The following is a 24,634-nucleotide window of genomic DNA, read 5'->3' as shown; positions in this document are numbered from 1 at the left end:
TCGTCGACCTCCAGGTCCGGGACCTCGATCCCGGCGATCTTCGCTTGCCGGGTGCGGACCATGAAGTCGTGGTTGGCGGGGTCGTAGGAGATGTTGCCGCTGCCGTCCTGCTTTTCGATGCCGCCGATACGGTGCTCAAGGCCGGGGGTGCCAGGGACCGCCCACGGCCGGGCCAGCGTCTGCGGGTCGCGTTTGTACGGCCAGAACACCTCGGTGCCGTCGGCCAGTGTGTGGTTGGGGACGGTGGCGAACTGGACCCGCAGATCGGGCAGTTCACTGGCATCGGGGATACGCCAGGGCTCGGACCCGTTGGCCAGGTAACCGTCGGACAGCAAGAAGACGGGGGTGCGGTAGGTCAGGGCGATCCGCGCCGCATCCAGCGCCGCGGTGAAACAGTCCGCCGGCGTCTTTGGCGCCACGATCGGCACGGGCGCCTCACCATTACGCCCATACATCGCCTGCAGCAGATCCGCCTGCTCGGTCTTGGTGGGCAGGCCGGTGGAGGGCCCGCCGCGCTGGATGTCGACGATCAGCAGCGGCAACTCCAGAGAGACCGCCAGCCCGATCGTCTCGGACTTGAGCGCCACACCCGGCCCCGACGTCGTGGTCACCGCCAGGGACCCGCCGAAGGCCGCGCCCAGGGCTGCTCCGATGCCGGCGATCTCGTCCTCGGCCTGGAAGGTGCGCACGCCGAAGTTCTTGTGCCGGGACAGCTCGTGCAGGATGTCCGAGGCCGGCGTGATCGGATACGAGCCCAGGTATAGCGGCAGGTCAGCTTGCCGGGAGGCGGCGATCAGCCCGTAGGCCAGGGCCAGGTTCCCGGAGATGTTGCGGTAGGTGCCCGGGGGGAAAGCGGCGTGGGCGGGGGCGACCTCGTAGGAGACGGCGAAGTCCTCGGTGGTCTCGCCGAAGTTCCAGCCCGCCCGGAAAGCAGCGACGTTCGCTTCGGCGATCACCGGCTTTGTGGCGAACTTCTGCCGCAGGAACGCTTCGGTGGCCTCCGTGGGCCGGTGATACATCCACGACAGCAGACCCAGCGCGAACATGTTCTTCGAGCGTTCGGCTTCCTTGCGGGAAAGCCCGAACTCCTTGAGCGCCTCCACCGTGAGGGTGGTCAGCGGCACGGGGTGGACGTTGTAGGCGTCCAGAGTGCCGTCCTCCAGCGGACTGGCGGCATAGCCGACCTTCGCCATCGGGCGCTTGGTGAACTCATCCGTGTTGACGATGATGTCCGCGCCGCGCGGCACGTCCGCGAGGTTGGCTTTGAGGGCGGCGGGGTTCATGGCGACCAGGACGTTGGGTGCGTCGCCGGGGGTGAGGATGTCGTGATCGGCGAAGTGCAGCTGGAAACTGGAGACGCCCGGCAGGGTGCCGGCAGGAGCGCGGATCTCGGCGGGAAAGTTCGGCAACGTGGAAAGATCATTACCGAACGAGGCGGTCTCCGAGGTGAACCGGTCCCCCGTGAGCTGCATCCCATCACCCGAATCACCCGCGAAACGGATGATCACCCGATCAAGGCGCTTGACCTCTTTCTGGCCCACGGGTCTGCGCTGCTCACCGACGACGGCCTCATCGGCCCCGTCTGCCTGCTCCGCTGGCGTACTGACCTGGCTGGTCACTGAACTGGACCTCCCTGGGACGGGCTGCTCGGGCGCGCCCGGAGGACCGGTCGCTCCAAAGCCCACCCTACGTCTGTAAGGGTCGCCTTCCTTGGATGGATCGCATCCTGGACGCCCTTTTGAGATGGTCCAATGCCCCGGTTTGTCATATTTCAGTCGCCCCCCGGCTCTCCCCGGCTCCTTCTGGTAAGACGCCCCTCACTCGGTCTTTGGTTGTAGGTCCCCGGCCCCGTCCGGCTCGCGGCACCTATCTGACAGGGTGTCAGGTGTTCAGGAATTGAGGTAGGTCAGCACCGCGAGTACCCGCCGGTGGTCGCCGTCACTTGGGGAAAGCCCCAGCTTCAGGAAGATGTTGCTGACGTGCTTCTCGACCGCGCCGTCGCTCACGACCAGCTGTTTCGCGATGGCGTTGTTCGTACGCCCCTCGGCCATCAGACCGAGGACCTCGCGCTCGCGTGGCGTGAGACCGGCCAGTACGTCCTGCTTGCGGCTGCGACCGAGCAGCTGGGCCACCACTTCGGGGTCCAGGGCGGTACCGCCCCGGGCGACCCTTACGACGGCGTCCACGAACTCCCTCACCTCGGCGACGCGGTCCTTGAGCAGATAGCCCACACCGCGGCTGGAACCGGCCAGGAGTTCGGTGGCGTACTGCTCCTCCACGTACTGGGACAGTACGAGTACCCCCACGTCGGGGTACAGCTTCCGCAGCTGCACCGCGGCCCGTACGCCCTCGTCGGTGTGGGTCGGCGGCATCCGTACGTCCGCGACCACCACGTCCGGCAGCGCGTCCTGGCCGGCGAGGTCGCCGACGGTCTTGACCAGCGCTTCTCCGTCGCCGACCCCGGCGACGACGTCGTGCCCCCGGTCGGTCAGCAGGCGGGTCAGTCCCTCCCGAAGCAGCACTGAATCCTCGGCGATGACGACCCGCACCCTGTCCTCCACGATCTTGCAGTCCCCCGGCTCGGTGTTGCTCGGCTGTGCACGCCCGACGGCTGTGCCCACCCAGCATCCCAGCATCCGGACCGCGCTGCGTGAAATCCAGAGCGCGAAGGACTCCCTCTTGGCCTTCCGACCCCTTTCCGGGGCTGCGCCCCGCCCCCGCGTTCGTCTGCGCGACCAGCCACACACAGCCCGCAGGCAAACGGGGGTCGGGGGCGCAGCCCCGCTGGGGGTGCAGGGGGCGAAACCCCTCGCAACAGGGGTCCGGGGGCGCAGCCCCCGGGAAACCCCTGCCCACCCCCACCCCCGGAGGGTTCAGGGAAGGGGCGGGGAGGGGCAACTCACGCCCGCCACGGCAGCTCCGCCGTCACCGTCGTGGGCCCACCCCGCGGCGAGTCCACCACCAGAATCCCGTCCACCGCGTCCAGCCGCTCCGCGAGCCCCGCGAGCCCCGACCCCCCATCGGCCGTCGCCCCACCCCGCCCGTTGTCCGTGACCTGCAGCATCAGCCGGTCCTGAGCCCGCCACACATCGACCCCGGCCCGGCTCGCCCCGCTGTGCTTGCTGACGTTCTGGAGCAGCTCGGAGACGGTGAAGTACGCGATCCCCTCGATGGCCGGCACGGGGCGGCCCGGCAGATCCACTTCCACCTGCACCGGCACCGTGCACCGCGAGGCGACCGCCGACAGGGCGGCGTCCAGGCCGCGGTCGGTCAGGACGGCGGGATGGATCCCCCGGGCCAGATCCCGCAGCTCCTGGAGCGCCACCTTCACCTCACCGTGCGCGGAGTCGACCATCCGCGCCGCCGCCTGCGGGTCCTCGGTCAGCTTCTCCTTCGCGAGCCCCAGATCCATCGCGAGGGCGACCAGCCGCGCCTGCGCCCCGTCGTGCAGATCCCGCTCGATGCGCCGCAGGTCCGCGGCGGACGCGTCCACCACCACGCCCCGGTCCGACTCCAGCTCCACCACCCGCTCCTCCAGCCGCGACGGCCCGAGCAGCCCGAAGAGCAGCCCCCGGTCGACGTACGCGAGTCCCCGGATGATCCACGGCACGACGAGCGTCACGACCAGCCCGACCAGCACGGTCACGGTGATCTCGAACGGCGAGTCGAGATAGAAGTTGTGCGTCCCGTCGCCGTACAGCTGGAGCCCGTCCTGACCGGTGTACATCGGGAACACCCACTGCCACAGCGGGTAGCTCAGCAGCCCCCACCCGTACACCCACAGCGACAGCGAGACGACGAAGGAGAAGACCGCCCAAGGGAAGTGCAGCACCGAGTACAGCAGGTGGCGCCAGGACACCCCGCTCTTCAGTACGGCCCCGACCCAGGCCATCCCGCTCTTGGCCCGCACCGGCTGCGGCGCGGGCACGTCCACGCCCAGCAGGGCCCGCGCCCGGCTCCGCTCCATCGCGCCGAAGCCCCGGCACCCGACCAGCGCCGCCGCGAGCAGCGGGATGCCGAGGAAGGTGATCAGCAGCCCGGCGCTGAGCGACACCATGACGACGGCCCAGGTGAACATGACGATGCTGATCGGCAGGCTGAGCAGCAGATAGCCGAACTCACGGAACGTCCGGGCCTCCAGCGGCGCGCGCAGCGCCGGCGGAAGGAAGTGCTGCCGCGCGGGCCGCCGCTGCCCGTACTCCGTCTCCATGATCATCGGTCCGTCCGTTTCCGTTTCCGCTGATGTACGCGTGTCCGCCGTCCGCGGGGCCGCGTTCTCGTACGTACAAGACTGCTGGCCACGGCGTCCCCGGACCATGGAGCCGGTCACCGTCTTGGACGGGGGGTTTTCCCTACCTCGCCCCCACAGCCAGGCCCCCGCCTCCCACGGCGAGGCCCCGGTCTCTGCGGCGAGGCCCCGGTCTCCCACGGCATGGCCCCGGCTCCCACGGCCATGGCTCACCCCGCCCTCCCCCCGTGCCCGGCTCTACTCCTTCGGCCCCCGGGCCCGCCACGGCAGTTCGGCCGTGACGATCGTCGGCCCGCCGACGGGGGAGTCGAGCACGAACAGCCCGTCCACCGCCCCCAGCCGCTCCGCGAGCCCCGCCATGCCCGTACCGCCGTCCAGCCGCGCGCCGCCGCGCCCGTCGTCCTCGACCTGGATGAGCAGCCGGTCGCCCGCCCGCCACACCTCCACCGAGGCCGTCCGCGCGCCGCTGTGCTTGCTGACGTTCTGGAGCAGCTCGGAGACGGTGAAGTACGCGATGCCCTCGATCGCCGCCGCGGGCCTCTCCCGTACGTCCACGGTCACCTTCACCGGCACCGTGCAGCGCGAGGCGACCGACGAGAGGGCGGCGTCCAGGCCGCGGTCGGTGAGGACCGCCGGGTGGATGCCCCGGGCCAGGTCGCGCAGCTCCTGGAGGGCGAGCTTGACCTCGCCGTGCGCCTCGTCGACCATCGCCGCCACGGTTTCGTCGGCCTGGCCCTCCAGAAGCTTCTCCTTCGCGAGGCCGAGCCCCATGGCGAGGGCGACCAGCCGGGCCTGCGCGCCGTCGTGCAGATCGCGTTCGATGCGGCGCAGGTCGGCGGCCGCCGTGTCCACGACCACCCCGCGGTCCGATTCCAGTTCGGCGATCCGCCGCTCCAGGTCGTCCGAGGGCGAGAGCAGCCCCCGCACCATCGCCCGGTCGGCGTTGGTGAGCACCCGGGCGACGAACCCGAGCACCGGCCACGCCACGAACAGGCTGACCATCGTGACGGCGAAGGTCAGCACGCCCCAGGGCAGCCGGATGAACTCGTAGAGCACGTTCCGCCAGCCCACCGGGTCCTTCAGGCTCGTCCACAGCCAGCGCATGGCCCCGCCGCGCCCGCCGGGCCGCAGCGCCCGGGCCGGGATCGGCGTGGGCTCCTCTATCCGTACGCCGAGCAGCGCGCGCGCCCGCGCGCGTTCCAGTTTGCCCAGCTGACGGGCGCCGACCAGCCCGACAGCGAGCAACGGCAGGCCGATCACGGTGACCGAGAGCCCGGCGCCGGTGGAGATCAGCACGGTCACGTAGACGAAGCCGATGAGCGCCATCGGCAGGTTGGCGAGGAGATGCGCGATCTCCTTCCAGGTCTGCCGGTCGTAGGCGAACCGCGCGGGCGGCAGGCTGTCGTCGTCGTACGGCTGGTCGTACGGCCGGTCGTACGGCTGGTCGTTCGACGAGCCGTGCAGGTGGTCGTACAACTGGTAGTACGGCTGGTCGTGCGATTGGCTCTGCGGCCGGTCGGAACGCCTGCCGGGCCGTCGGCCGGATCGGCGGCCCGGCGGCTGCGCGTCGCGGAAGGTGCTGGTCATGAAGGCAAGCCTGCCGGGCCGCACGGCCCCGCGCCATGGGGTGGATGGGCGGGTTTCGCCGGGGGAAAACCCCACCCCCCGGGCTGTACCGGGCACCCCCGAGCCCCGCGCGCCAACGCGATCAGGTCACGCCCGGGGTCCGGTTCCGGACACGACGGCGGCGGACGCCGGGATGCCGCCGCCCGGGCGTCCAGTGGGCGACCGGTGTGCAACCTGCGTGAGACACCTGCTTACGGTGCCCTTAGCAGGGCCTAGACTCCCGTGCGTACAGATCGTCGAACAGACTGCAACGACTGCACTGCACGGCTGCAACGGCTGAAACGACTGCAACAACGACTGCAACAACGACTGCAACGAGGTCAGGGAGCGAGGGGCGGACGTGCCGGAACCGACCGTACGCCAGCTGTCGGCGGACTACTTCCACAGCTATTCGGTCGTCGGACTGCTCGCCGTCGTCGGCGTGCTCTTCGTCGCGGTGGCCTTCGGGGCCGGGCGCCTGCTGCGGCCGGTGGTCCCGACGCCGGAGAAGCTGCTCACGTACGAATGCGGAGTGGACCCCGTCGGCGAGGGCTGGGCGCACACGCAAGTGCGCTACTACGTCTATGCCTTCCTGTACGTGATCTTCGCCGTCGACTCGATCTTCCTCTTCCCGTGGGCGACGGTCTTCGCCGCCCCCGGATTCGGCGCGGCCACGCTGGTCGAGATGTTCATCTTCCTCGGCTTCCTGGCCGTGGGACTGCTCTACGCATGGAAGAAGGGCGTCCTCGAATGGACGTGACGACTCCGGATCCCCAGTTCCTGCCCATGCCGAATATGGCCGAAAAGGGCGCCCGAGCGGCTGCGGGGGCTGCCGGCGCGACGCCCGCCGGGGCTCCCGTCGCCGCCACGGCCGTGCAGGGCCAGCGCCTGGGCGTGCTCTCGCGGCTGGCACCCGAGCCGATGAAGGTGGTCCTCAACTGGGGCCGCCGCTACAGCCTCTGGGTGTTCAACTTCGGACTCGCCTGCTGCGCCATCGAGTTCATCGCGGCCTCGATGGCCCGCCACGACTTCATCCGGCTCGGCGTGATCCCGTTCGCGCCCGGCCCGCGCCAGGCCGACCTCATGATCGTCTCCGGCACGGTGACGGACAAGATGGCCCCGGCGGTGAAGCGGCTGTACGAGCAGATGCCCGAGCCGAAGTACGTCATCTCCTTCGGCGCCTGCTCCAACTGCGGCGGCCCGTACTGGGACTCGTACTCGGTGACCAAGGGCGTCGACCAGATCATCCCGGTCGACGTGTACGTCCCCGGGTGCCCGCCCCGTCCCGAGGCGCTCCTCCAGGGCATCCTCAAGCTCCAGGAGAAGATCGCCCGCGAGTCGCTGGGCGAGCGGTACGCCACGCAGGCGTCACCGGCCCAGCTGACCAGCGGATTGGTCGCGGCGCCGGTGGCTCCGGGGGCTCAGGCGGCGCCGGTGCCTCAGGTGGCTCCGGCGGAGCAGGGGGAGCCCTCTGCGGGTGGGGTCGGTGCGGCTGGTGGGACTGAGGGGACCTCCGAGGCTTCCGGGACTTCCGGGGCCTCTGGGGCCTCTGGGGCCTCTGGGGCCTCTGGAGGGTCCGAAGCTTCCGATGCCTCCGGGACTTCCGATGCTTCCAAGGGCGACGACACGCCGACGCCGGGGGCCGCGCAATGACCGCGTACGACCGTCTGCCCGACGCCGTCACGGAGATCTTCGGCGAGGAGGCCACCGCCGAGGAGGCGTACGGCCTCCTCACCGTCGACGTCCCCGCCGGCTCCTGGATCGCCGCGCTGGAGATCGCCCGCGACCAGCTGGGCTGCACGTACTTCGACTGGCTCAGCGCGGTCGACGAGCCCGGCACCGGCTTCCGCGTGTGCGCACACGTCGTCTCCCTGGGATCCCTCCGATCCTCCGAACGCCCTGAATCGCCTGAATCCCCTGGATCCCCTGAGGGGCGCCGGGTCCGCCGCCTCCTCGTCCGTACGACCGTGCCGCACACCGCCCCCGTACTGGCCTCGGCCGTGGACGTGTACGCGGGCGCGGCCTGGCACGAGCGCGAGACGCACGAGATGTTCGGCGTCGAGTTCGAGGGTCACCCCAACCTGATTCCCCTCCTCCTCCCCGAGGGCTTCGAGGGCCACCCCCTGCGCAAGGACTTCGTCCTGGCGGCGCGGGTCGCCAAGGCGTGGCCGGGTGCGAAGGAGCCGGGCGAGTCGGAGCACGGCGGCCCCAAGCGGCGCCAGATGCTCCCGCCGGGCGTCCCCGACCCGAACGAGTGGGGCCCCCTCAAGGGCCAGCTCCCACCCGCCCCGACCCGCACCCCGCGCGCCGCCGGCGACCGCCCGGCCCGCCGGACCCGTACGGTCACGGAGGGCTCGGCCTCCCAGCCGACCCCCGGAACCGAGGCCCCGGCCCGCCCGGTACGCCGCACCCGTACGGCGTCGGAGGGCTCGGCATCCCAGACGTCTCCCGAGGCAGCGCCCCCGGAGGCCCCGGCCCGCCCGGTACGTCGCACCCGTACGGCGTCGGAGGGCTCGGCGTCCCAGACGTCTGCTGAGGCAGCGACCTCGGAGGCCCCGGCAGCCCGCCCGGTACGTCGCACCCGGACGGCGTCGGAGGGCTCGGCGTCCCAGACGTCTCCCGAGGCAGCGGCCCCGCCGCGCACCCGCAGCACGGACGCCCCCTGGAACAACCCGCGTCCGGCGTTCGACGACGCGCCGGAGACCCCGGCCGCGCCGGAACGTACGGAATCCACGCCCGCAGCCGAGGCCGAGTCCGAGCCTAGGGCCGGGGCCAAGTCCGGGGCCGAGTCCAAGTCCGGGGCCGGGGCCGGGGCCAAGTCCGAGCCCAGGCCCGAGCTCAAGTCCGGGGCCGACCCCGAGCCCGAGCCCGAGCCCAACCCCAAGCCTGACCCCGAGCCCGACCCCGAAACCGACACCCCCGCCGGAGGCGAACCCGCGTGAACGACGCACTCGACGTCGCCCTCCGGCTCCTCGTCCTCCTCGCCGTGTTCCTCGTCCTGCCCCTCGTCATCGGGCAGACCGAGCACAAGGTCATGGCCCATATGCAGGGCCGCCTCGGCCCGATGTACGCCGGTGGCTTCCACGGCTGGGCCCAGCTCGTCGCCGACGGTGTGAAGTTCGCGCAGAAGGAGGACGTGGTCCCGGCCGACGCCGACCGCCGCGTCTTCCAGCTCGCCCCCGCCGTCGCCCTCCTCCCGTACCTCCTCGTCCTGGTCGCCATCCCCATCGGCCCCGGCGCGGGCGCCGTCGGCCAAGTGGTCGACGCGGGCATCTTCTTCGTGCTCGCCGTCATGGGCGTCGGCGTACTCGGCTCGCTCATGGCGGGCTGGGCCTCGGCCAACAAGTTCTCCCTCCTCGGCGGACTGCGCACCGCCGCCCAGCTCCTCGCGTACGAGCTGCCGATGCTGCTCGCCGCCGCCTCCGTGGCGATGGCGGCCGGCACGGTCTCCCTCCCCGGCATCGTCAACGCCTTCGAGTGGTGGTGGCTGCCCTGGCAGATCGTCGGCGCCCTGGTCTTCTTCACCGCCGGCCTCGCCGAACTCCAGCGCCCGCCCTTCGACATGCCCGTCGCCGACTCCGAGATCATTTTTGGCGCGTACACCGAGTACACCGGCCTGCGCTTCGCTCTCTTCCTCCTCGCCGAGTACGCCGGGATCGTCGTCCTCTGCGGCCTCACCACCGTCCTCTTCCTGGGCGGCTGGCACGGCCCCTTCGGCGCCGACGGGCTCGGCTGGGTGTGGACGCTCCTCAAGACCGCGCTCCTCGCTTTCGTCGTCATCTGGCTCCGCGTCAGCTATCCCCGGCTCCGCGAGGACCAGCTGCAGAAGCTCGCCTGGACCACGCTCATCCCGCTCGCTCTCGCGCAGATCGCGCTCACCGGCATCGTGAAGGTGGCGATCAACTGATGGCTGCGCCGCTCCCGCCCGCCCGTCCCCGTTTCCCCGGTTCCGGCCTGGCCAAGGGCCTCGCCGTCACCCTCCGCACGATGACCAGGAAGACGGTCACCGCGCAGTACCCGGACGCCCAGCCCGAACTCCCGCCCCGCAGCCGGGGCGTGATCGGCCTGTTCGAGGAGAACTGCACGGTCTGCATGCTCTGCGCCCGCGAGTGCCCCGACTGGTGCATCTACATCGACTCCCACAAGGAGACGATCCCGGCCGCCGCCCCTGGCGGCCGCGAGCGCAGCCGCAACGTCCTCGACCGCTTCGCCATCGACTTCTCCCTCTGCATGTACTGCGGTATCTGCATCGAGGTGTGTCCTTTCGACGCGCTGTTCTGGTCGCCCGAGTTCGAGTACGCGGAGACGGACATCCGCGAACTCACCCACGAGCGCGACAAGCTCCGCGACTGGATGTGGACCGTCCCGGCCCCGCCCGCCCTCGACCCTGGGGCCGAGGAGCCCAAGGAGATCGCCGCGGCCCGCAAGGCGGCTGAAAAGCTCGCGGCAGCAGAGGCAGCAGAGGCAGAAGAGAGCGCGGGCGCCGCAGAGGCCCCCGAGGCCCCACCGGCCCCCAAGGCCACACCCGCCCCCGACGCCGAGGAGGGCCAGGCATGATGCTCCTCGCCAGCGGTCACCACCCGGTGCACCACGGTTTCCTCTCCCCGACCGGCGTCGAGATCGCGTTCCTCCTCGTCGCCGCGGTCACCTTCGGTGCCGCCGTCCTCACCGTCACGACCAAGCAGCTGGTGCATGCCGCCCTCTGGCTGGTCGTGGCGCTCGGCGGCATCGCCGTCGAGTACCTCCTGCTCACCGCCGAGTTCATCGCCTGGGTGCAGGTACTGATCTACGTCGGTTCCGTCGTGGTCCTCCTCCTCTTCGGACTGATGCTCACCAGGGCACCGATCGGCCGCTCCCCGGACGCCGACTCGGGCAATCGATGGGCCGCCCTCGTCGTCGCCCTGGCCGCCGCCGGCTCCCTCCTCTGGGTCGTCGTCGACGCCTTCCGTACGACCTGGATCAACCTCGACGGACCCAGCCAGGGCTCGACCAAGGTCTCCGGCTCGATCCTGTTCCGCCACTGGGTGCTGCCGTTCGAAGCGCTCTCCGTCCTCCTTCTCGCCGCACTCGTCGGCGCGATCGTCATGTCCCGCAAGAGCGGTGACGCGGGCGGTGTCGCGAGCAGTGACGCGAGCGCCGGCCCGAGCGGTGCCCCCGGCGACGCCCCCAGAGACAAGGAGCAGCGCTGATGCACCTCATCTATCCGGCCGTGCTCGCCGTCCTCCTCTTCTGCACCGGTGTGTACGGAGTGCTCGCGCGCCGCAACGCGATCCTGGTCCTGATGTCCGTCGAGCTGATGCTCAACGCCGTCAACCTCAACCTCGTCGCCTTCGACGTCTGGCTGCGCGACACCCTCCACGCCGGACAGGCGCTCACCCTGTTCACCATCGCCATCGCCGCCGCCGAGATCGGCATCGGCCTGGCGATCGTCCTGGCGGTGTACCGAAACCGGGGCACCGCGGACATCGACAAGCTCCGCGACACCGCCGAGGGCTCCGGCCCCGACGACCCCGCCGCCCCGGCACAGAAGGCTGAGGCCGCCGCGTGACCACCACGACCCTCGCCGTCCTCGTCCCCCTCCTTCCGTTCCTGGGCGCGGCCGCCGGACTCCTGCTCGGCCGCACCGCCCCCGCCTATGTACGCCCCCTGGCCGTCCTGCCGACCCTGGCCGCGTTCGTCCTCGCCGTCGTCGTCGCCGTGGACCAGGGCGGCGGCAAGTCGATCGACGCGTCGAGGCGACTCACCCCGACCGGGTCCGTCCCCGTCGACCTCGCCCTGCACCTCGACGGCTTCGCCGTCCTCGTCGCCGTCCTGGTCGGCCTGGTGGCGACCTGCGTGCAGCTGTATTCGACCGGGTACCTGCGCGACGACCCGCGCTACCCCTCGTACGCCGCTCTCGTCTCCCTCTTCACCTCCGCGATGCTGCTCGTCGTCTACTCCGGCGACCTGATGGTGCTGCTGGTCGGCTGGGAGATCATGGGCATCTGCTCGTACTTCCTGGTCGGCCACTACTGGGAGACCCCCGAGGCGCGCGCCGCCTCCCTGAAGGCCTTCCTGGTCACCAAGCTCGGTGACGTCCCCTTCCTGATCGGTCTGTTCGCGCTGGCCACCGACGCCGGTACGTTCCGGATCACCGGGGTCGTCCAGGCCTCCCTCACCGGCGGGATCGACCACCCCACGCTGATCGCCCTGCTGCTCCTCGCCGGTGTGGCGGGCAAGTCCGCGCAGTTCCCGCTGCACACCTGGCTGCCCGACGCGATGGCGGGCCCGACCCCCGTCTCCGCGTTGATCCACGCCGCGACGATGGTCGCCGCCGGCATCTACTTCGTGGCCCGTCTCCTCCCCGTCTTCGCGGCCTCGGGGGCCGCCCTGACCGTGCTCGCCGTGATGGCCGCCGTCACGATGGTCGGCTCGGCGCTGGCCGCCCTCGCGCAGGACGACATCAAGCGCGTGCTCGCCTACTCGACGATCGGCCAGCTCGGCTACATGTCCGGCGCCCTGGCCGTCGGCGACCGCGGCGCGGCCGTCTTCCACCTCCTGTCACACGGCGCCTTCAAGGCGCTGCTGTTCCTCGCGGCCGGCGTGATCATCCACGCGGCCGGCACCAACTCGCTGTCCGCCATGTCCCGCATGGACGGCCTCGCCAAGCGCATCCCCGACGCGTACTGGACGATGACCGTCGCCCTCCTCGCGCTCGCCGCCATTCCTCCCTTCGCCGGCTTCTTCTCCAAGGAAGCCGTCCTGTCCGCCGCCGAGCACACCGCTCTCGGCGACAGCACGGTCGCCCCGCAGGGCACCGGCTGGATCGTCCTGATCGCCGGTCTGCTGACCGCCCTGCTCACCGCCGCGTACGCTGCCCGCCTGTGGCTGATGGCCTTCCGCGGGACGGGCGCCCCGGCTCCCGACCACGGCCGCCAGCCGGTCGCGATGAACGCCGTGCTCTGGGTGCTCGCGATCCCCTCGATCGGCTTCGGTCTGACCACCGGCTACCTGGACGAGTGGTTCGACGGCCACGCGCTCACCCCGGCCCTGACCACCTCGGTGCTCTCGACCGGCGTCGCCCTGGTCGGCGGACTCGTCACGTACGCCACCTGGCGGCACACCAGCGCCCTCGCCGCGCGCACCCCGATCGGCGCCGTCGCCGCCCACCCGGAGGCGGACGGAGGCCTGGTCGAGGAAGAGGCCATCGCCAGCCACACCCCGGTCTACGGCGACATCGCCTCGGCGAGCGACCCGGCCGACCCGGGCCGTCTGCTGCTCGGCCCGCTGCACCGCCACGCGGCCACCGGCTTCCACCTCGACGCGGTCTACCGGACGCTGTTCGTCCGCCCCGTGCTCGCCGGCGCCTCCCTGGTCCGCTTCCTGGACCGCGAGGTCGTCGAGACGTACGTCCAAGGCGCGGGCGCTCTTCCGCGCTGGCTGGGCGCGGCCGTCCGCAAGGCCCAGACCGGCAATGTGCAGACCTACCTCAGCGCGCTGCTCGCGGGCTCCGCCGTCCTGGCGCTCGTCGCCGTCGTCCTTGCCAACGCCAACGCCGGATCGTGAGCCGTGATTGATATCAGCGCGTCCGTGATGCAGTTCCTTCTCGCGTTCATCGTGGTCGGCCCGCTCGTCGGCGCGGCGGCGGCGCTGCTGCCCGCCCCGCCCGGACTGAAGGGGAAGTCGCCCGGCCAGGCCGTGCTCCGCCACGGCGTGACGGTCACCGGCGCGATCCTTGTCGCGGCGATCGTCCTGGCGCTCGGCTTCGACCGTGACCACCCGTCGAAGATGCAGGCCACGACGGACATCAAGTGGATCCCCACGCTGAACGTGCGCATCCACCTCGGCATCGACGGCATCTCACTCCCCCTTCTCGTCCTGACCGCGCTGCTGACCTTCCTCTGCGCGCTGTACAGCTATTTCAAGATGCCCGCGGGCCCGTCCCCGAAGGCATTCGTCGCTCTCCTGCTCGTCCTGGAGTCCGGCACCCTAGCCACCTTCGCCGTCCTCGATCTGCTGCTGTTCTTCCTCGCGTTCGAGATGGTCCTCATCCCGATGTACTTCCTGATCGCCCGCTGGGGCGGCGACCAACGGCAGGCAGCCGCCTGGAAGTTCATCCTCTACACCCTGCTCGGTTCCGTCGTCATGCTGCTCGGCCTGCTGCTGATCGGGTTGAAGACCGGCACATTCGACATGGTGGCACTCGCCACTGACAACGGCCGGGGGATGACCACATCGGTGCAGGTCATCGCCGTTTTGGCGATCGGGATCGGGCTCGCGGTGAAGACCCCGATGTGGCCGCTGCACAGCTGGCTGCCGGACGCCCACACCGCCGCGCCCACCGTCGGTTCGGTACTGCTGGCAGGTGTGCTGCTGAAGATGGGTACGTACGGGTTCGTCCGGATCGTCCTCCCGATCGCCCCTGATGGTATGCACCGGTTCGCCCCGTATCTCGCGGCCTTCGCCGTCGCCGGGATCATCTACGGATCGCTGGCCTGCCTGGCGCTGGCCAAGCGGGGCAACAAGGGCGATCTGAAGCGCCTCATCGCGTACTCCTCGGTCGGCCACATGGGCTTCGTGCTCCTCGGCATCGCGAGCATGACCCCCACCGGCGTCAACGGCGCGCTCTTCGCGAACATCGCCCACGGCCTCATCACCGGCCTGCTCTTCTTCCTGGTCGGAGCACTCAAGGACCGGTACGGCACCGCCGACCTGGACACCCTCTCCGGCGCGACCGGCGCTGCGCTCTACGGCCGCGCCCCGCGCCTGGGCGGCCTGCTGGCCTTCGCGGCGGTCGCCTCGCTCGGACTGCCGGGCCTGGCCGGTTTCTGGGGCGAAATGCTGGCCATGTTCGGCGCGTTCGACCCGGCCGACGGCCTCAGCCGCCCCGCGTTCCTCACCTTCATGGCCATCGCGGCCGTCGGCACGCTGCTCACCGCCGCGTATCTGCTCGTCGTCGTCCGCCGCGTCTGCATGGGCACGCCGGACACCCAGCCGCAGGAGCCCCGGCTCGTGGACGTCAAGGGATACGAAGTCGCCTCCTGGAGCCCGCTCGTGGCCCTCACCGTCCTCGCCGGCCTCTGGCCCGCGGTCCTCCTCGGCCTCACCGATCCGGCCGTCCACAAGCTCCTCGCAGGAGGCAAGTCGTGACCGTGGCCGCCGCAAGCGCCCCGTCCCTGGCCGGCGCCGCGAGCGTCGTCCAGTCCGTCGACTGGCTCGCGATCGCCCCGCCGGTGATCACCGCGTCCGTCGCGCTGATCGTGCTGGTCGCCGACCTCTTCCTGCCGCGCGAGCGCAAGCCGCTGCTCGGCGGGATCGCCGTCGCGGGCCTCGGCGCCGCTCTGCTCCTCCTGATCCCGCTCCACAAGTCGACGCGCTCGACCTTCTGCCTCACCGCCAACCCCGAGGCGTGCAGCTACACCGTCGACCGCTTCACCGTGGTGATCCAGTTCCTGGTGCTCGGCGGCGCCCTGCTCACCGCGCTGCTGTCGATGCCGGAGCCCACCGGAAGCAAGGAGAGGCTTCCCGCGGGCGAGTTCTGGTTCCTGCTGCTCTCCTCGGCCGCCGGCGCCGCCCTGCTGCCCGCCTCCCGCGACCTGGCCACGCTGGTCGTCGCCCTGGAGGTCGCCTCGCTGCCGGCCTTCGCCCTCGTCGGCCTCAAGCGGGGCGACCGGCTGTCCTCGGAGTCGGCCCTCAAGTTCTTCCTCTCCTCGGTGACCGCGACCGCGGTGATGCTGCTCGGCGTCAGCTTCGTGTACGCGGCGACCGGTTCCCTGCACCTCACCGAGATCGCCAACCGTCTCGCCGACGTGCCCTACCAGTTGGACACCGTCGCCCAGACCGGCGTCGCGCTGACCCTGGTGGGCTTCGCCTTCAAGACGGCCGCCGTCCCGTTCCACTTCTGGGTCCCCGACACCTATGTAGGCGCGCCCCTGCCGGTCGCCGCCTACTTGTCGGTCGTCGGCAAGGCCGTCGGCTTCTCCGGCCTCGTCCTGGTGGCCGTCATCGCCTTCCCGGCGTACGCGGACGTGTGGGGCCCGGCTCTCGCGGTCGTCGCCGCGCTGACGATGACCGTCGGCAACGTGGGCGCGCTGCGCCAGTCGGCCACGCGCGCGTACAGCGCGATCCGGCTGCTCGCCTGGTCCTCCGTCGGCCAGGCCGGCTACCTCCTGGTGCCGATCGCGGCCGCTGGCTACTCCAGCGACACCCAGGTCGGCGCCACCGTCGCGTATGCCCTGATGTACGCCGTGGTGAACCTCGGCGCCTTCGCGGTGGCCGCGCTGGTCGCCCGTACGCGGCCGCTGAACCGTATCGCCGACTACCGCGGCCTGTACGCCGAGCGGCCGTTCACGGCGCTCGCGCTGGCGTTCTTCCTGCTGTGCCTGGCGGGTCTGCCGCCGGGCATCATCGGCCTGTTCGCCAAGGTGACCGTCTTCTCGGCGGCGGTCGACGCGGGCCTGGGCTGGCTGGCGGTCGCCATGGCGATCAACGTCGTGATCGCCCTCTACTACTACCTGCGGTGGACCGCCGTACTGTTCCGCGCGCCGGAGGAGACGGAAGCCGCGCCGGAGGCCGCTTCTTCAGTGCCTGGGGCCGAGGCCCCGGGGACCGGCGCGGTGGGGGTCCTCACGGCGCGCCCGGTGCGCCTCGCCGTCCCGGCTCCGCTGACGCTCGCCATCGCGCTCACCGCCCTGGCGGCCATCGCCCTCTCGGCCATGCCCCAGATCGCCCTGCACTTCGCGTCCATCAGCCTTTTCTGACCCGGTCAGCCCCTGCCCGACGGGTCCATCGAGGCACCCGGTCGGCGCAGCCGGTTTGAACTCGGGTGCCCGGACAAGGCAGTGTCGTACGCGCGTACGCGTGCGCACGCGTGCCCGCACGGCGAACGGCCGGCCGGGCAGCCGGAGACAACGAGGAGCGAGAGCAGTGCTGAGCGGGTTCAAGGACTTCATCCTTCGCGGGAACATTGTGACGATGGCCGTCGGCCTGGCCGTCGGATCGGCGTTCACGGCTGTGGTCACCGGCTTCAGCACCGCCTTCATCACCCCGCTCATCGGCCTCGCCACCCGGTCGACGGGCGACTTCACCACGGCGACCTTCAAGGTGGAGGGCGTCGAATTTCCCTACGGGAAATTCATCAGCGCGGCCATCGCCTTCCTGATCACCGCCGCGGTGCTCTACTTCCTCGTCGTCGTCCCGATGATGAAGGTGCAGGCGCGGTTCGACCGCGAAAAGCCGATCGACATCAAGGCCGCCCTGCGCGACTGCCCCCGCTGCTACACCCAGATCCCGGGCATCGCCACCCGCTGCGGGCACTGCACCAGCGAGCTGGAGCCCGACCCGAAGGCCCTGGAGCTCGCGGGAGTACCCGGGCCGCGCTGACCGACCCGTACGGAGTAGGGCGCCCTCCAGCGCGCACAAGGGAACCTGCGGTCGCCGTCTGGCGTTGACCAGTACGGGAGCGTCCACTGGAAAGTGGAAGGACCATCAGGCAAAGGGTTCCCCTGCCGCACCATTTGGAGGGCGTACCGTGCACCGCCGGCACAACGGGTTGAGGACCGCCGTCCTTCTCGGAGGACTGTCCGCGCTCATCATCGTCATCGGCAGCTTCTTCGGGCGGACGGGGCTGATCGTCGCGCTGCTCGTGGCGCTGGGCACCAACGCCTACGCGTACTGGAACAGCGACAAGCTGGCCCTGCGGGCCATGCGCGCCCGCCCGGTCAGCGAATTCGAGGCCCCGGCGCTGTACCGGATGGTCCGCGAGCTGTCGACGGCCGCGCGCCAGCCCATGCCGCGCCTGTACATCTCGCCGACCCAGGCGCCGAACGCCTTCGCGACCGGCCGCAACCCGCGCAACGCGGCGGTGTGCTGCACGGAAGGGATCCTGCAGATCCTCGACGAGCGCGAGCTGCGCGGGGTGATCGGCCATGAGCTCAGCCATGTCTACAACCGGGACATCCTGATCTCATCGGTCGCAGGGGCGCTCGCCTCCGTGATCATGTTCCTGGTCAACTTCGCCTGGTTGATCCCGGTGGGCCGGTCCAACGACGACGAGGGCCCGGGCATCGTCGGCATGCTGCTGATCATGATCCTGGGGCCGCTCGCGGCGTCCGTCATCCAGCTGGCGATCAGCCGCTCGCGCGAGTACGAGGCGGACGCCTCCGGCGCGCAGCTGACCGGCGACCCGCTGGCCCTGGCCAGCGCCCTGCGCAAGTTGGAGGCGGGCACCAAGCAGCTGCCGCTGCCGCCGGAGCCACGGCTGGAGACCGCGAGTCACATGATGATCGCCAACCCCTTCCGCCCGGGCCAGGGTGTCTCCAGGATGTTCTCGACACATCCGCCGATGGCGGAGCGCATCGCCCGACTCGAACAGATGGCAGGTCGCCGCCCATGAAGACAATTCTGAACGTCATTTGGCTGGTCCTGTGCGGGTTCTGGATGTTCCTGGGCTATGTGCTCGCGGGCGTCCTGCTCTGCATCACGATCATCGGCATCCCGTTCGGCCTGGCCGCCTTTCGTATCGGCCTGTACGCGCTCTGGCCGTTCGGGTACACGGTCGTGGAGCGACGGGACGCGGGCGCCGCGTCCTGCATCGGCAACGTGCTCTGGCTGATCCTGGCGGGCTGGTGGCTGGCGCTCGGCCACATCGTCACGGGCTTCCTGCTCTGCGTCACGATCATCGGAATCCCGCTGGGCATCGCGAACTTCAAGCTGATCCCGGTCTCGCTGCTTCCGCTGGGCAAGCAGATCGTGCCCACGGACCAGCCGTTCTACCGGTAGCAGAAAGTTATCCACAGGGAAAATGGCAGGTCAGGGCAGCTCCCGACCGAATGTCACCGGCGTGGTCCACCATGGGGCCATGACCGAGAACGAGCAGATGTCCCCGGCTTTCCCGGCGGGGTTCCACGGCCGAATACGAGGTACGCGGCGCGGCTGAACAGGGGCCCGTGAACGGCGCGGACCCGCAGTCCGGCGTGGACGGGCGGTTCGCGGGTGTCGGCGCCGACACCCGGGGTCCGCTCCGGCACCCGGGTCCGGCTCCGACACCCGGGTCCGGCTCCGACACCAGGGCCCGCCCCCGCACCCGGGCGCGGGCCGGTATCCGGGCCCGCGTGGGTACCCGGGCCTATAGCGGCCGGCGCCGCACGTCGACTCAGCGCAGGCGCCGCCGCACGGCGTACGCGACCGCCCCCACGGCCAGCACCGCGCTGCCCGCCACCACCGACGACGGCGGCAGCGCGAGGGCGAGCAGCAGACACCCGGCCAGCCCGCAGACCGCGAGAAGCCGCCCGCCACGGCCCGGACCGAGCGTCCAGGCCGACGCGTTGGCGATCGCGTAATAGACGAGCACGCCGAACGACGAGAAACCGATGGCCCCGCGCACATCGGCCGTCGCCGCCAGCACCGCCACCACGGCGCCCACCGCGACCTCCGCTCGGTGCGGCACCCGGAACCGGGGGTGCACGGCGGCCAGCGTGCCCGGCAGATGACCGTCCCTGGCCATCGCGAGAACCGTGCGCGAGACCCCGAGCACCAGCGCGAGCAGGGACCCGAGCGCGGCGACCGCGGCCCCGGCCCGCACCACCGGCACCAGCGCCGGCACGCCCGCCGCCCGCACCGCCTCGGCGAGCGGCGCCGCCGCCCGGCCCAGCCCGTCCGCGCCCAGTACGGAAAGGACAGCGACCGCGACACAGACATAAACGGCCAGCGCGATGCCCAGCGCCAGGGGAACGGCGCGCGGGATCGTCCGGGCCGGATCGCGCACCTCCTCACCGAGCGTGGCGATCCGGGCGTACCCGGCGAACGCGAAGAAGAGCAGCCCCGCCGCCTGGAGCAGCCCCGCCCCGCCCCCGGACAGCCCGACGTCCGGGTGCCCGGCGGCGGACGACCCCAGGCAGGTCGCCACCACCGCCGCGAGGACCGCGAGCACCAGCGCCACGATCGCCCGCGTCAGCCACGCCGACTTCTGCACACCCCCGTAGTTCACGGCGGTCAGCGCCACCACCGCCGCGACCGCCACCAAGTGGGCCTGTCCCGGCCAGACATAGGCGCCCACGGTCAGAGCCATCGCCGCACACGAGGAGGTCTTGCCGACGACGAACCCCCAGCCCGCCAGATAGCCCCAGAACGGACCAAGCCGCTCCCGCCCGTACACATAGGTGCCACCGGACGCGGGATAGCGGGCGGCGAGTCGTGCCGACGCCATGGCGTTGCAGTACGCGACCGCCGCGGCCAGCGCCAGCGCGGCCAGCAGCCCGGTCCCGGCCGCGTTCGCCGCGGGGGCGAGCGCGGCGAAGATCCCGGCGCCGACCATCGAGCCGAGCCCGATGACCACGGCGTCGAAGACGCCGAGGCTGCGGCGCAGTTCCTGTGTCATGCGCCGCACCCTAGCCACCGGCGCAACCACGCTCAGGAGGAGGGACGTCTTCCCCTACGACACAACGCCATGGCATGAGACGACACCGAACGAAAGGCAGGTTCAGGACATGGGCATCGTCAGCTGGATCATCCTCGGCCTGCTCGCCGGAGCGATAGCCAAGATCCTGCTCCCCGGACGGGATCCGGGCGGCCTGATCGGCACGACGGTCATAGGGATAGCGGGTGCGTTCGTCGGCGGCTGGATCTCGGCCCGCTGGCTGGACCGCCCCGTCGCCAACCACTTCTACGACGGCGCCACATGGGCGGCGGCGGTCGGCGGCTCGCTCGTGCTGCTGATTGCGTACCGCATAGTCTTCGGCAACTCGCGCGACCGCCGCTGAGGCGGGGGCGTACGCGGGGCCTCAGCCCAGGCCGGTCTCACGGAGCGTCAGGTTCAGACGGCCCGTGGCCAGGCCGGTAGCCGGGTCGCCGGTGCCCGGCAGCACCTTGGGCACTCCGTGGTACGCGAAGCGCGAGGGCCCGCCGAAGACGAACAGGTCGCCCGAGGCCAGCTCGACATCGGTGTAAGGGCGGCCCCGGTCCTCGGTGTTGCCGAAGCGGAAGAGGCAACTGTCGCCGATGCTCAGGGAGACCACGGGCGCGCCGGACCGCTCGTCCTTGTCCTGGTGCATCCCCATGCGTGCGTCGCCGTCGTAGAAATTGATCAGGGCGGCGTCGGGGGAGTAGCCGTCCCCGGCGGCGGGGTCGTCGTACGCGTCGGCGACGGCCGCGCGGCCCAGCGCGGCGAGCCAGTCGGGGAAGGGCGCGACGGGACGGCCGTTCACGTCGTCGGCGGTGCGGGTGTACCGGTAGGGCTGCCAGTGCCAGCCGACGCAGACGGTCTGGACGGACATGACCCCGCCGCCCGGAAGCACGGTGTGCCGGATGGGGACGGGCCCCCGCGCCCACTCCCGGCAGGCGGCCACCAGCTCCCGCTGCCGTTCGGGCGGGAGCCACCCCGGCACGTGCACGGCGCCGGGTGCGACGACGGCGCGGGGCCGGGGAAAGAGTGCGCCGCTCATCTGGCGGGGCCGGCGGGGCCGGCGGGGCCGGCGGGGCTGGCAGGGCCGACGGGGCTACCGGGACCAGCAGGACCACTGGGGTTGCCAAGGGCCCTGGGGCTAGCAGGCCTAGCGGGATTGGCGGGGCTGATGGTGCTGGTGGGGCTCACTGGGGCCGGCACCAGGGCCAGGGCTCCCTCAAGCCCCAACAGCCGCTCCTTGCGCTCCAGGCCGCCCGCGTACCCCTTCAGGGTGCCGTCGGAGCCGATGACGCGGTGGCAGGGGCGTACGACGAGCGCGGGGTTGCGCCCGATGGCGGTGCCGACCGCGCGCACCTTCACCGAGGAGGCGCCGATCCGGCGGGCGATCTCCCCGTACGAGGTGGTGGCCCCGTACGGGATCGAATCGACCTCCGCCCAGACCTGCCGCTGGAAGTCGGTGCCCGCGCCGGGTGCGTACTCGATGTCGAAGCGGGTCAGCTCGCCGCCGAAGTACGCCCGCAGCTGGCGGGCGATCTCCTCGAAGGCCTCCGGCGCCCGCCGCCAGCCGTCCTGGATGGCGGCGGCGCCCTTCTGGCCGGGCATGGAGAGCGAGACCAGCGCGGTGCCGCCCGTCGCGGTGGCGGACTCCTCGCCGACCAGCAGCAGTTCGCCCAACGGGCTGTCGAGGGTCGCGTAGACCGTCATCGCAGGTTCCTTTCCTCGCGTAGGAGTCCTCGCGTACGAGTCTTCGTGTACGAGACCTCACGTACGAGACCTCACGTACGAGACCTCACGTACGAGACCTCACGTACGACCGAGTCTGCGACCCCCGTCCGGCCCGCGCTGGCGGAAATCGGACAGCGCGTCCGAGGGGTCAGCGGTAGTTCACGAACTGCAGCGCGAAGTCGAAGTCCTTGCCCTTGAGCAGCGCCTGAACGGCCTGGAGGTCGTCCCGGCTCTTGGAGGAGACCCGCAGCTCTTCGCCCTGCACCTGCGCCTTGACGCCCTTGGGGCCCTCGTCGCGGATGACCTTGGCGACCTTCTTGGCGTTCTCCTGCGAGATGCCCTCCTCGATGGAGGCGAAGATCTTGTACTCCTTGCCGGAGAGCTGCGGCTCGCCGGCGTCCAGCGCCTTGAGCGAGATCCCGCGCTTGACCAGCTTGGTCTGGAAGACGTCGAGGATCGCGTTGACGCGGTCCTCGGAGTTGGCCTCCATCAGGATCTTCTCGCCGGACCATGAGATCGACGCGCCCACGTTCTTGAAGTCGTAGCGCTGCGAGATCTCCTTCGCCGCCTGGTTGAGGGCGTTGTCGACCTCCTGCCGCTCGACCTTCGAGACGATGTCGAAACTGGAGTCGGCCATGTCCTGTGGCTCCTTGGATCGGGTGCGTGGGGGTACGGCCTGGCTGCCGAACCGCTGCCCCAAAGCCTAGCCACCCGCGCCCGCGCGAAGCGCTGATCAATCGGGTGGCGAAGCACCCCCGGGCATCAGGTATCGTTTACGTCGTTGCCAGGGAGCACCGCCGAAAAGCGGCCCTCCCAACGGTGACATCCCATGGCGGTGTGCCCGAGTGGCCAATGGGAGCGGACTGTAAATCCGTCGGCTTAGCCTACCCAGGTTCGAATCCTGGCGCCGCCACGCGATGTGAGACCCCTGCTGGACTGCGGAAACGCAGCTCGGCAGGGGTCTTCTCGTTGTCTGGGGGCGGTTCTCCCGTGGGGGTGGGAATGAGGGCGTCGCATCAGGCCTGCGGCCCCGTTCGGTGGCGAAGTGTAAGGCGTGGGGAAGCCGGAGCGGAGGGAAGTTCCGCCAATGGTTCGTGGCGGCGGGGATGTCGCCGTGTGCGCGGTAGCCTCCGCTGCAGATGCTCAGGACTGCCTCTCCATGCCTCCCCTGCTTCGATCCGAAGCAGGGGGGACTGCGAGAGGCAGGAGGTGAGTTGATGGACCAGTCCGGGGTGCCCAGTTGGTATCAGCGGCACCGGTGGTGGATCCAGTTGTCTCTGGACGCCATGGCCGTGGCTGGAACGATCGCGGGCTGCGTGCTGCCGTTGGTGCGCTGACGCAACAGTGGTTTCCCGGTCGGACGGGCTCATGACGTGGGCCCGGCCGCCAAGTGATCGGCCGGGCCCACCGCCCGCGCGGTCGGCCTGACTCCGGATGCACCCGGGGTCAGGCCGTTTCCGTTACGGGGGCCGATGGCTTCCCGCCGGGCCTTGCCGCGCGGGGGCGGTCGAAGGCGCTGCGGGGGCGTCAATCAATGTAGCCGGGGCCTTGATCGGGGCAACCGTTCTGCCTGGCCAATTGGGGTCAGTTAATGGTGGTTAACCTAAAGGGATGGTAAAAACTGCCAGGTGGGAATGGGGGTGGGGTGGTGAATCCTGGCGAATTTGTGATCTTGGGCCGGAACGCTACGGCAGAGCTCGCGGCGGCCCTGGGCGACCCGGGTGACCTGGGTGAGTATGCCGGTCCCCGCTCGCAGGCCGCCCTCTCTGCCAGGCGCCCCCTGCCCCCGTCCCCTCAGTTCCCCGCCACGTCCTTCACCGCCACCGTCACCGGTACCGAGCCGCTGATCGCCTCCAGGGTCAGGCCCGTCGTCGCGGGGGTGTCGATGAGTTCGGCCAGGAGGGCGGCGACGTCGTCGCGGGGGATGGGGCCGCGGCCCGTCGACGCGGCCAGGGTGATCAGGCCCGTGCCCGCGTCGTTCGTGAGCATTCCGGGGCGCAGGATCGTCCAGTCCAGGCCCGGGCGGGCCCGTACCGCCTCGTCGGCCGAGCCCTTGGCGCGCAGGTACGCGTCGAAGACCTCGTCGCCCTCGTGGCGCGGGTCCGCGCCCATCGAGGAGACGACCAGGTAGCGGCGTACGCCCGCCCGTTCCGCCGCGTCGGCGAAGAGGACCGCCGCCGCCCGGTCCACGGTCTCCTTGCGGGCCACGTCGCTGCCCGGGCCCGCGCCCGCCGCGAAGACCGCCGCGTCGGCGCCCTCCAGGGTGGCCGCGACCTCGTCGACGGACGCCGACTCCAGGTCGAGTACGACGGGCTCGGCGCCCGCCCTTCGCAGGTCGTCCGCCTGTTCCGGCTTGCGGATGATGCCCGCGACCTCGTCCCCGCGCGCCGACAGCAGCCGTTCGAGCCGCAGCGCGATCTGACCATGGCCTCCTGCGATGACAATGCGCATGCTCTCGACCGTACGCCGGTGCGCCGCCCGCCGCGTCCCCGCACGCCCCTTCGGGTGCCCCGGCCCCGCCCGGCCCGTGCCTCCGCCCGCCCGGCCCACCCAGCCCGGGTCCTGGGCACCGCTCGCCCCTCCCCGCACGCCCCTTCGGGTGCCCCGGCCCCGCCCGGCCCGTGCCTCCGCCCGCCCGGCCCACCCAGCCCGGGTCCTGGGCACCGCTCGCCCCT

General features: G+C 71.1%; 22 protein-coding genes, 1 tRNA gene and 1 pseudogene. 15 read left to right on the top strand and 9 right to left on the bottom strand.

Translation table 11 applies throughout. From position 1 onward, the window contains the following. The 4 genes from AB0G17_RS36235 to AB0G17_RS36220 form a co-directional block, all read right to left on the bottom strand. Positions 1-1,619: 2-oxoacid:acceptor oxidoreductase subunit alpha (locus AB0G17_RS36235; protein WP_361392167.1), on the bottom strand; the 1,619-nt coding region annotated here is incomplete at its 3' end. 270 nt (positions 1,620-1,889) lie between these two features. Then, entirely contained in the window at positions 1,890-2,549 is a 660-nt protein-coding gene (locus AB0G17_RS36230) for a response regulator transcription factor (protein ID WP_361392176.1), read from the bottom strand. 350 nt (positions 2,550-2,899) lie between these two features. Then, complete coding sequence (locus AB0G17_RS36225) at positions 2,900-4,216, bottom strand: sensor domain-containing protein (RefSeq protein WP_361392164.1); 1,317 nt, start codon at positions 4,214-4,216, stop codon at positions 2,900-2,902. Positions 4,217-4,486: 270 nt separating this feature from the next. Beyond that, the gene (locus AB0G17_RS36220; protein ID WP_361392161.1) at positions 4,487-5,836 is read right to left on the bottom strand and encodes a sensor domain-containing protein; all 1,350 of its coding nucleotides are present in this window, start codon (positions 5,834-5,836) and stop codon (positions 4,487-4,489) included. 379 nt (positions 5,837-6,215) lie between these two features. Between AB0G17_RS36220 and AB0G17_RS36215 the strand changes: the two genes are divergently transcribed. From AB0G17_RS36215 to AB0G17_RS36155, 13 genes are all read left to right on the top strand, one after another. Further along, positions 6,216-6,614, top strand: coding sequence for an NADH-quinone oxidoreductase subunit A (locus AB0G17_RS36215; RefSeq protein ID WP_190092168.1), 399 nt, complete (start codon positions 6,216-6,218; stop codon positions 6,612-6,614). A 26-nt stretch (positions 6,615-6,640) separates the two neighbouring features. Further along, positions 6,641-7,507, top strand: coding sequence for an NADH-quinone oxidoreductase subunit B family protein (locus AB0G17_RS36210; RefSeq protein ID WP_361392173.1), 867 nt, complete (start codon positions 6,641-6,643; stop codon positions 7,505-7,507). Then, positions 7,504-8,796, top strand: coding sequence for an NADH-quinone oxidoreductase subunit C (locus AB0G17_RS36205; RefSeq protein ID WP_361392158.1), 1,293 nt, complete (start codon positions 7,504-7,506; stop codon positions 8,794-8,796). Before AB0G17_RS36210 ends, AB0G17_RS36205 begins: the two co-directional genes overlap by 4 nt. Further along, positions 8,793-9,761 (top strand): complex I subunit 1 family protein, encoded by a 969-nt coding sequence (locus AB0G17_RS36200; protein WP_361392155.1) that lies wholly within the window; start codon positions 8,793-8,795, stop codon positions 9,759-9,761. The genes AB0G17_RS36205 and AB0G17_RS36200 overlap by 4 nt, the downstream gene beginning before the upstream one ends. Then, positions 9,761-10,411 carry an NADH-quinone oxidoreductase subunit I gene (locus AB0G17_RS36195; protein ID WP_361392152.1) on the top strand — a complete coding sequence of 217 codons (651 nt, stop codon included), beginning with the start codon at positions 9,761-9,763 and terminating at the stop codon, positions 10,409-10,411. Before AB0G17_RS36200 ends, AB0G17_RS36195 begins: the two co-directional genes overlap by 1 nt. Next, on the top strand, positions 10,408-11,043 hold the full coding sequence (locus tag AB0G17_RS36190; protein WP_361392149.1) for an NADH-quinone oxidoreductase subunit J: 636 nt from the start codon (positions 10,408-10,410) through the stop codon (positions 11,041-11,043). Before AB0G17_RS36195 ends, AB0G17_RS36190 begins: the two co-directional genes overlap by 4 nt. After that, a complete protein-coding gene (gene nuoK / locus AB0G17_RS36185) occupies positions 11,043-11,402 on the top strand; it encodes an NADH-quinone oxidoreductase subunit NuoK (RefSeq protein WP_361392146.1) in 360 nt (119 codons plus the stop codon). Before AB0G17_RS36190 ends, nuoK begins: the two co-directional genes overlap by 1 nt. Further along, positions 11,399-13,399, top strand: a complete 2,001-nt coding sequence (locus AB0G17_RS36180) for an NADH-quinone oxidoreductase subunit L (protein WP_361392143.1) — start codon at positions 11,399-11,401, stop codon at positions 13,397-13,399. The genes nuoK and AB0G17_RS36180 overlap by 4 nt, the downstream gene beginning before the upstream one ends. Positions 13,400-13,426: 27 nt before the next feature. Further along, positions 13,427-14,983 carry an NADH-quinone oxidoreductase subunit M gene (locus AB0G17_RS36175; protein WP_361392170.1) on the top strand — a complete coding sequence of 519 codons (1,557 nt, stop codon included), beginning with the start codon at positions 13,427-13,429 and terminating at the stop codon, positions 14,981-14,983. Then, positions 14,980-16,593 carry an NADH-quinone oxidoreductase subunit N gene (locus AB0G17_RS36170; RefSeq protein WP_361392140.1) on the top strand — a complete coding sequence of 538 codons (1,614 nt, stop codon included), beginning with the start codon at positions 14,980-14,982 and terminating at the stop codon, positions 16,591-16,593. The genes AB0G17_RS36175 and AB0G17_RS36170 overlap by 4 nt, the downstream gene beginning before the upstream one ends. Before the next feature lie 166 nt (positions 16,594-16,759). Further along, positions 16,760-17,215 carry an MscL family protein gene (locus tag AB0G17_RS36165; protein WP_361392137.1) on the top strand — a complete coding sequence of 152 codons (456 nt, stop codon included), beginning with the start codon at positions 16,760-16,762 and terminating at the stop codon, positions 17,213-17,215. A gap of 148 nt (positions 17,216-17,363) precedes the next feature. After that, the gene (gene htpX, locus AB0G17_RS36160) at positions 17,364-18,227 is read left to right on the top strand and encodes a zinc metalloprotease HtpX (protein WP_361392134.1); all 864 of its coding nucleotides are present in this window, start codon (positions 17,364-17,366) and stop codon (positions 18,225-18,227) included. Further along, positions 18,224-18,613 (top strand): YccF domain-containing protein, encoded by a 390-nt coding sequence (locus AB0G17_RS36155; protein ID WP_361392131.1) that lies wholly within the window; start codon positions 18,224-18,226, stop codon positions 18,611-18,613. The genes htpX and AB0G17_RS36155 overlap by 4 nt, the downstream gene beginning before the upstream one ends. Positions 18,614-18,986: 373 nt before the next feature. Here AB0G17_RS36155 and AB0G17_RS36150 read toward each other — a convergent pair whose 3' ends face one another. After that, positions 18,987-20,210: an amino acid permease gene (locus AB0G17_RS36150; RefSeq protein WP_361392127.1), complete on the bottom strand. Its 1,224-nt coding sequence runs from the start codon at positions 20,208-20,210 to the stop codon at positions 18,987-18,989. 109 nt (positions 20,211-20,319) lie between these two features. Between AB0G17_RS36150 and AB0G17_RS36145 the strand changes: the two genes are divergently transcribed. Continuing rightward, complete coding sequence (locus AB0G17_RS36145) at positions 20,320-20,592, top strand: GlsB/YeaQ/YmgE family stress response membrane protein (RefSeq protein WP_101389574.1); 273 nt, start codon at positions 20,320-20,322, stop codon at positions 20,590-20,592. A 21-nt stretch (positions 20,593-20,613) separates the two neighbouring features. Here the strand turns inward: AB0G17_RS36145 and AB0G17_RS36140 are convergent, their stop codons facing one another. From AB0G17_RS36140 to AB0G17_RS36130, 3 genes and pseudogenes are all read right to left on the bottom strand, one after another. Then, on the bottom strand, positions 20,614-21,273 hold the full coding sequence (locus tag AB0G17_RS36140; protein ID WP_361392123.1) for an alpha-ketoglutarate-dependent dioxygenase AlkB: 660 nt from the start codon (positions 21,271-21,273) through the stop codon (positions 20,614-20,616). A gap of 164 nt (positions 21,274-21,437) precedes the next feature. Next, positions 21,438-21,938: pseudogene (locus tag AB0G17_RS36135) on the bottom strand (methylated-DNA--[protein]-cysteine S-methyltransferase); the annotation flags it as partial. Positions 21,939-22,107: 169 nt separating this feature from the next. Then, positions 22,108-22,596, bottom strand: a complete 489-nt coding sequence (locus tag AB0G17_RS36130) for a YajQ family cyclic di-GMP-binding protein (protein ID WP_101389577.1) — start codon at positions 22,594-22,596, stop codon at positions 22,108-22,110. 194 nt (positions 22,597-22,790) lie between these two features. On the opposite strand from AB0G17_RS36130, the gene AB0G17_RS36125 reads away from it, so the two are divergent. After that, positions 22,791-22,872: transfer RNA gene (locus AB0G17_RS36125), tRNA-Tyr, on the top strand. An 881-nt stretch (positions 22,873-23,753) separates the two neighbouring features. Here the strand turns inward: AB0G17_RS36125 and AB0G17_RS36120 are convergent. Beyond that, positions 23,754-24,410 (bottom strand): SDR family oxidoreductase, encoded by a 657-nt coding sequence (locus AB0G17_RS36120; protein ID WP_361392120.1) that lies wholly within the window; start codon positions 24,408-24,410, stop codon positions 23,754-23,756. Positions 24,411-24,634 lie beyond the last annotated feature (224 nt).

The sequence above is a fragment of the Streptomyces sp. NPDC023838 genome, assembly GCF_040639555.1.
Taxonomy (GTDB): Bacteria; Actinomycetota; Actinomycetes; order Streptomycetales; family Streptomycetaceae; genus Streptomyces.
This window is presented reverse-complemented; position numbering and strand designations above follow the sequence as displayed.

What these genes read in the sequence shown, in the direction of transcription:
- AB0G17_RS36225 (WP_361392164.1), bottom strand. Translation starts at nt 4,216, where the DNA reads ATGATCATGGAGACGGAGTACGGGCAGCGGCGGCCCGCGCGGCAGCAC.
- AB0G17_RS36220 (WP_361392161.1), bottom strand. Translation starts at nt 5,836, where the DNA reads ATGACCAGCACCTTCCGCGACGCGCAGCCGCCGGGCCGCCGATCCGGC.
- AB0G17_RS36210 (WP_361392173.1), top strand. Translation starts at nt 6,641, where the DNA reads ATGCCGAATATGGCCGAAAAGGGCGCCCGAGCGGCTGCGGGGGCTGCC.
- AB0G17_RS36205 (WP_361392158.1), top strand. Translation starts at nt 7,504, where the DNA reads ATGACCGCGTACGACCGTCTGCCCGACGCCGTCACGGAGATCTTCGGC.
- AB0G17_RS36195 (WP_361392152.1), top strand. Translation starts at nt 9,761, where the DNA reads ATGGCTGCGCCGCTCCCGCCCGCCCGTCCCCGTTTCCCCGGTTCCGGC.
- AB0G17_RS36190 (WP_361392149.1), top strand. Translation starts at nt 10,408, where the DNA reads ATGATGCTCCTCGCCAGCGGTCACCACCCGGTGCACCACGGTTTCCTC.
- nuoK (WP_361392146.1), top strand. Translation starts at nt 11,043, where the DNA reads ATGCACCTCATCTATCCGGCCGTGCTCGCCGTCCTCCTCTTCTGCACC.
- AB0G17_RS36175 (WP_361392170.1), top strand. Translation starts at nt 13,427, where the DNA reads ATGCAGTTCCTTCTCGCGTTCATCGTGGTCGGCCCGCTCGTCGGCGCG.
- AB0G17_RS36155 (WP_361392131.1), top strand. Translation starts at nt 18,224, where the DNA reads ATGAAGACAATTCTGAACGTCATTTGGCTGGTCCTGTGCGGGTTCTGG.
- AB0G17_RS36150 (WP_361392127.1), bottom strand. Translation starts at nt 20,210, where the DNA reads ATGACACAGGAACTGCGCCGCAGCCTCGGCGTCTTCGACGCCGTGGTC.
- AB0G17_RS36145 (WP_101389574.1), top strand. Translation starts at nt 20,320, where the DNA reads ATGGGCATCGTCAGCTGGATCATCCTCGGCCTGCTCGCCGGAGCGATA.
- AB0G17_RS36140 (WP_361392123.1), bottom strand. Translation starts at nt 21,273, where the DNA reads ATGAGCGGCGCACTCTTTCCCCGGCCCCGCGCCGTCGTCGCACCCGGC.
- AB0G17_RS36130 (WP_101389577.1), bottom strand. Translation starts at nt 22,596, where the DNA reads ATGGCCGACTCCAGTTTCGACATCGTCTCGAAGGTCGAGCGGCAGGAG.
- AB0G17_RS36120 (WP_361392120.1), bottom strand. Translation starts at nt 24,410, where the DNA reads ATGCGCATTGTCATCGCAGGAGGCCATGGTCAGATCGCGCTGCGGCTC.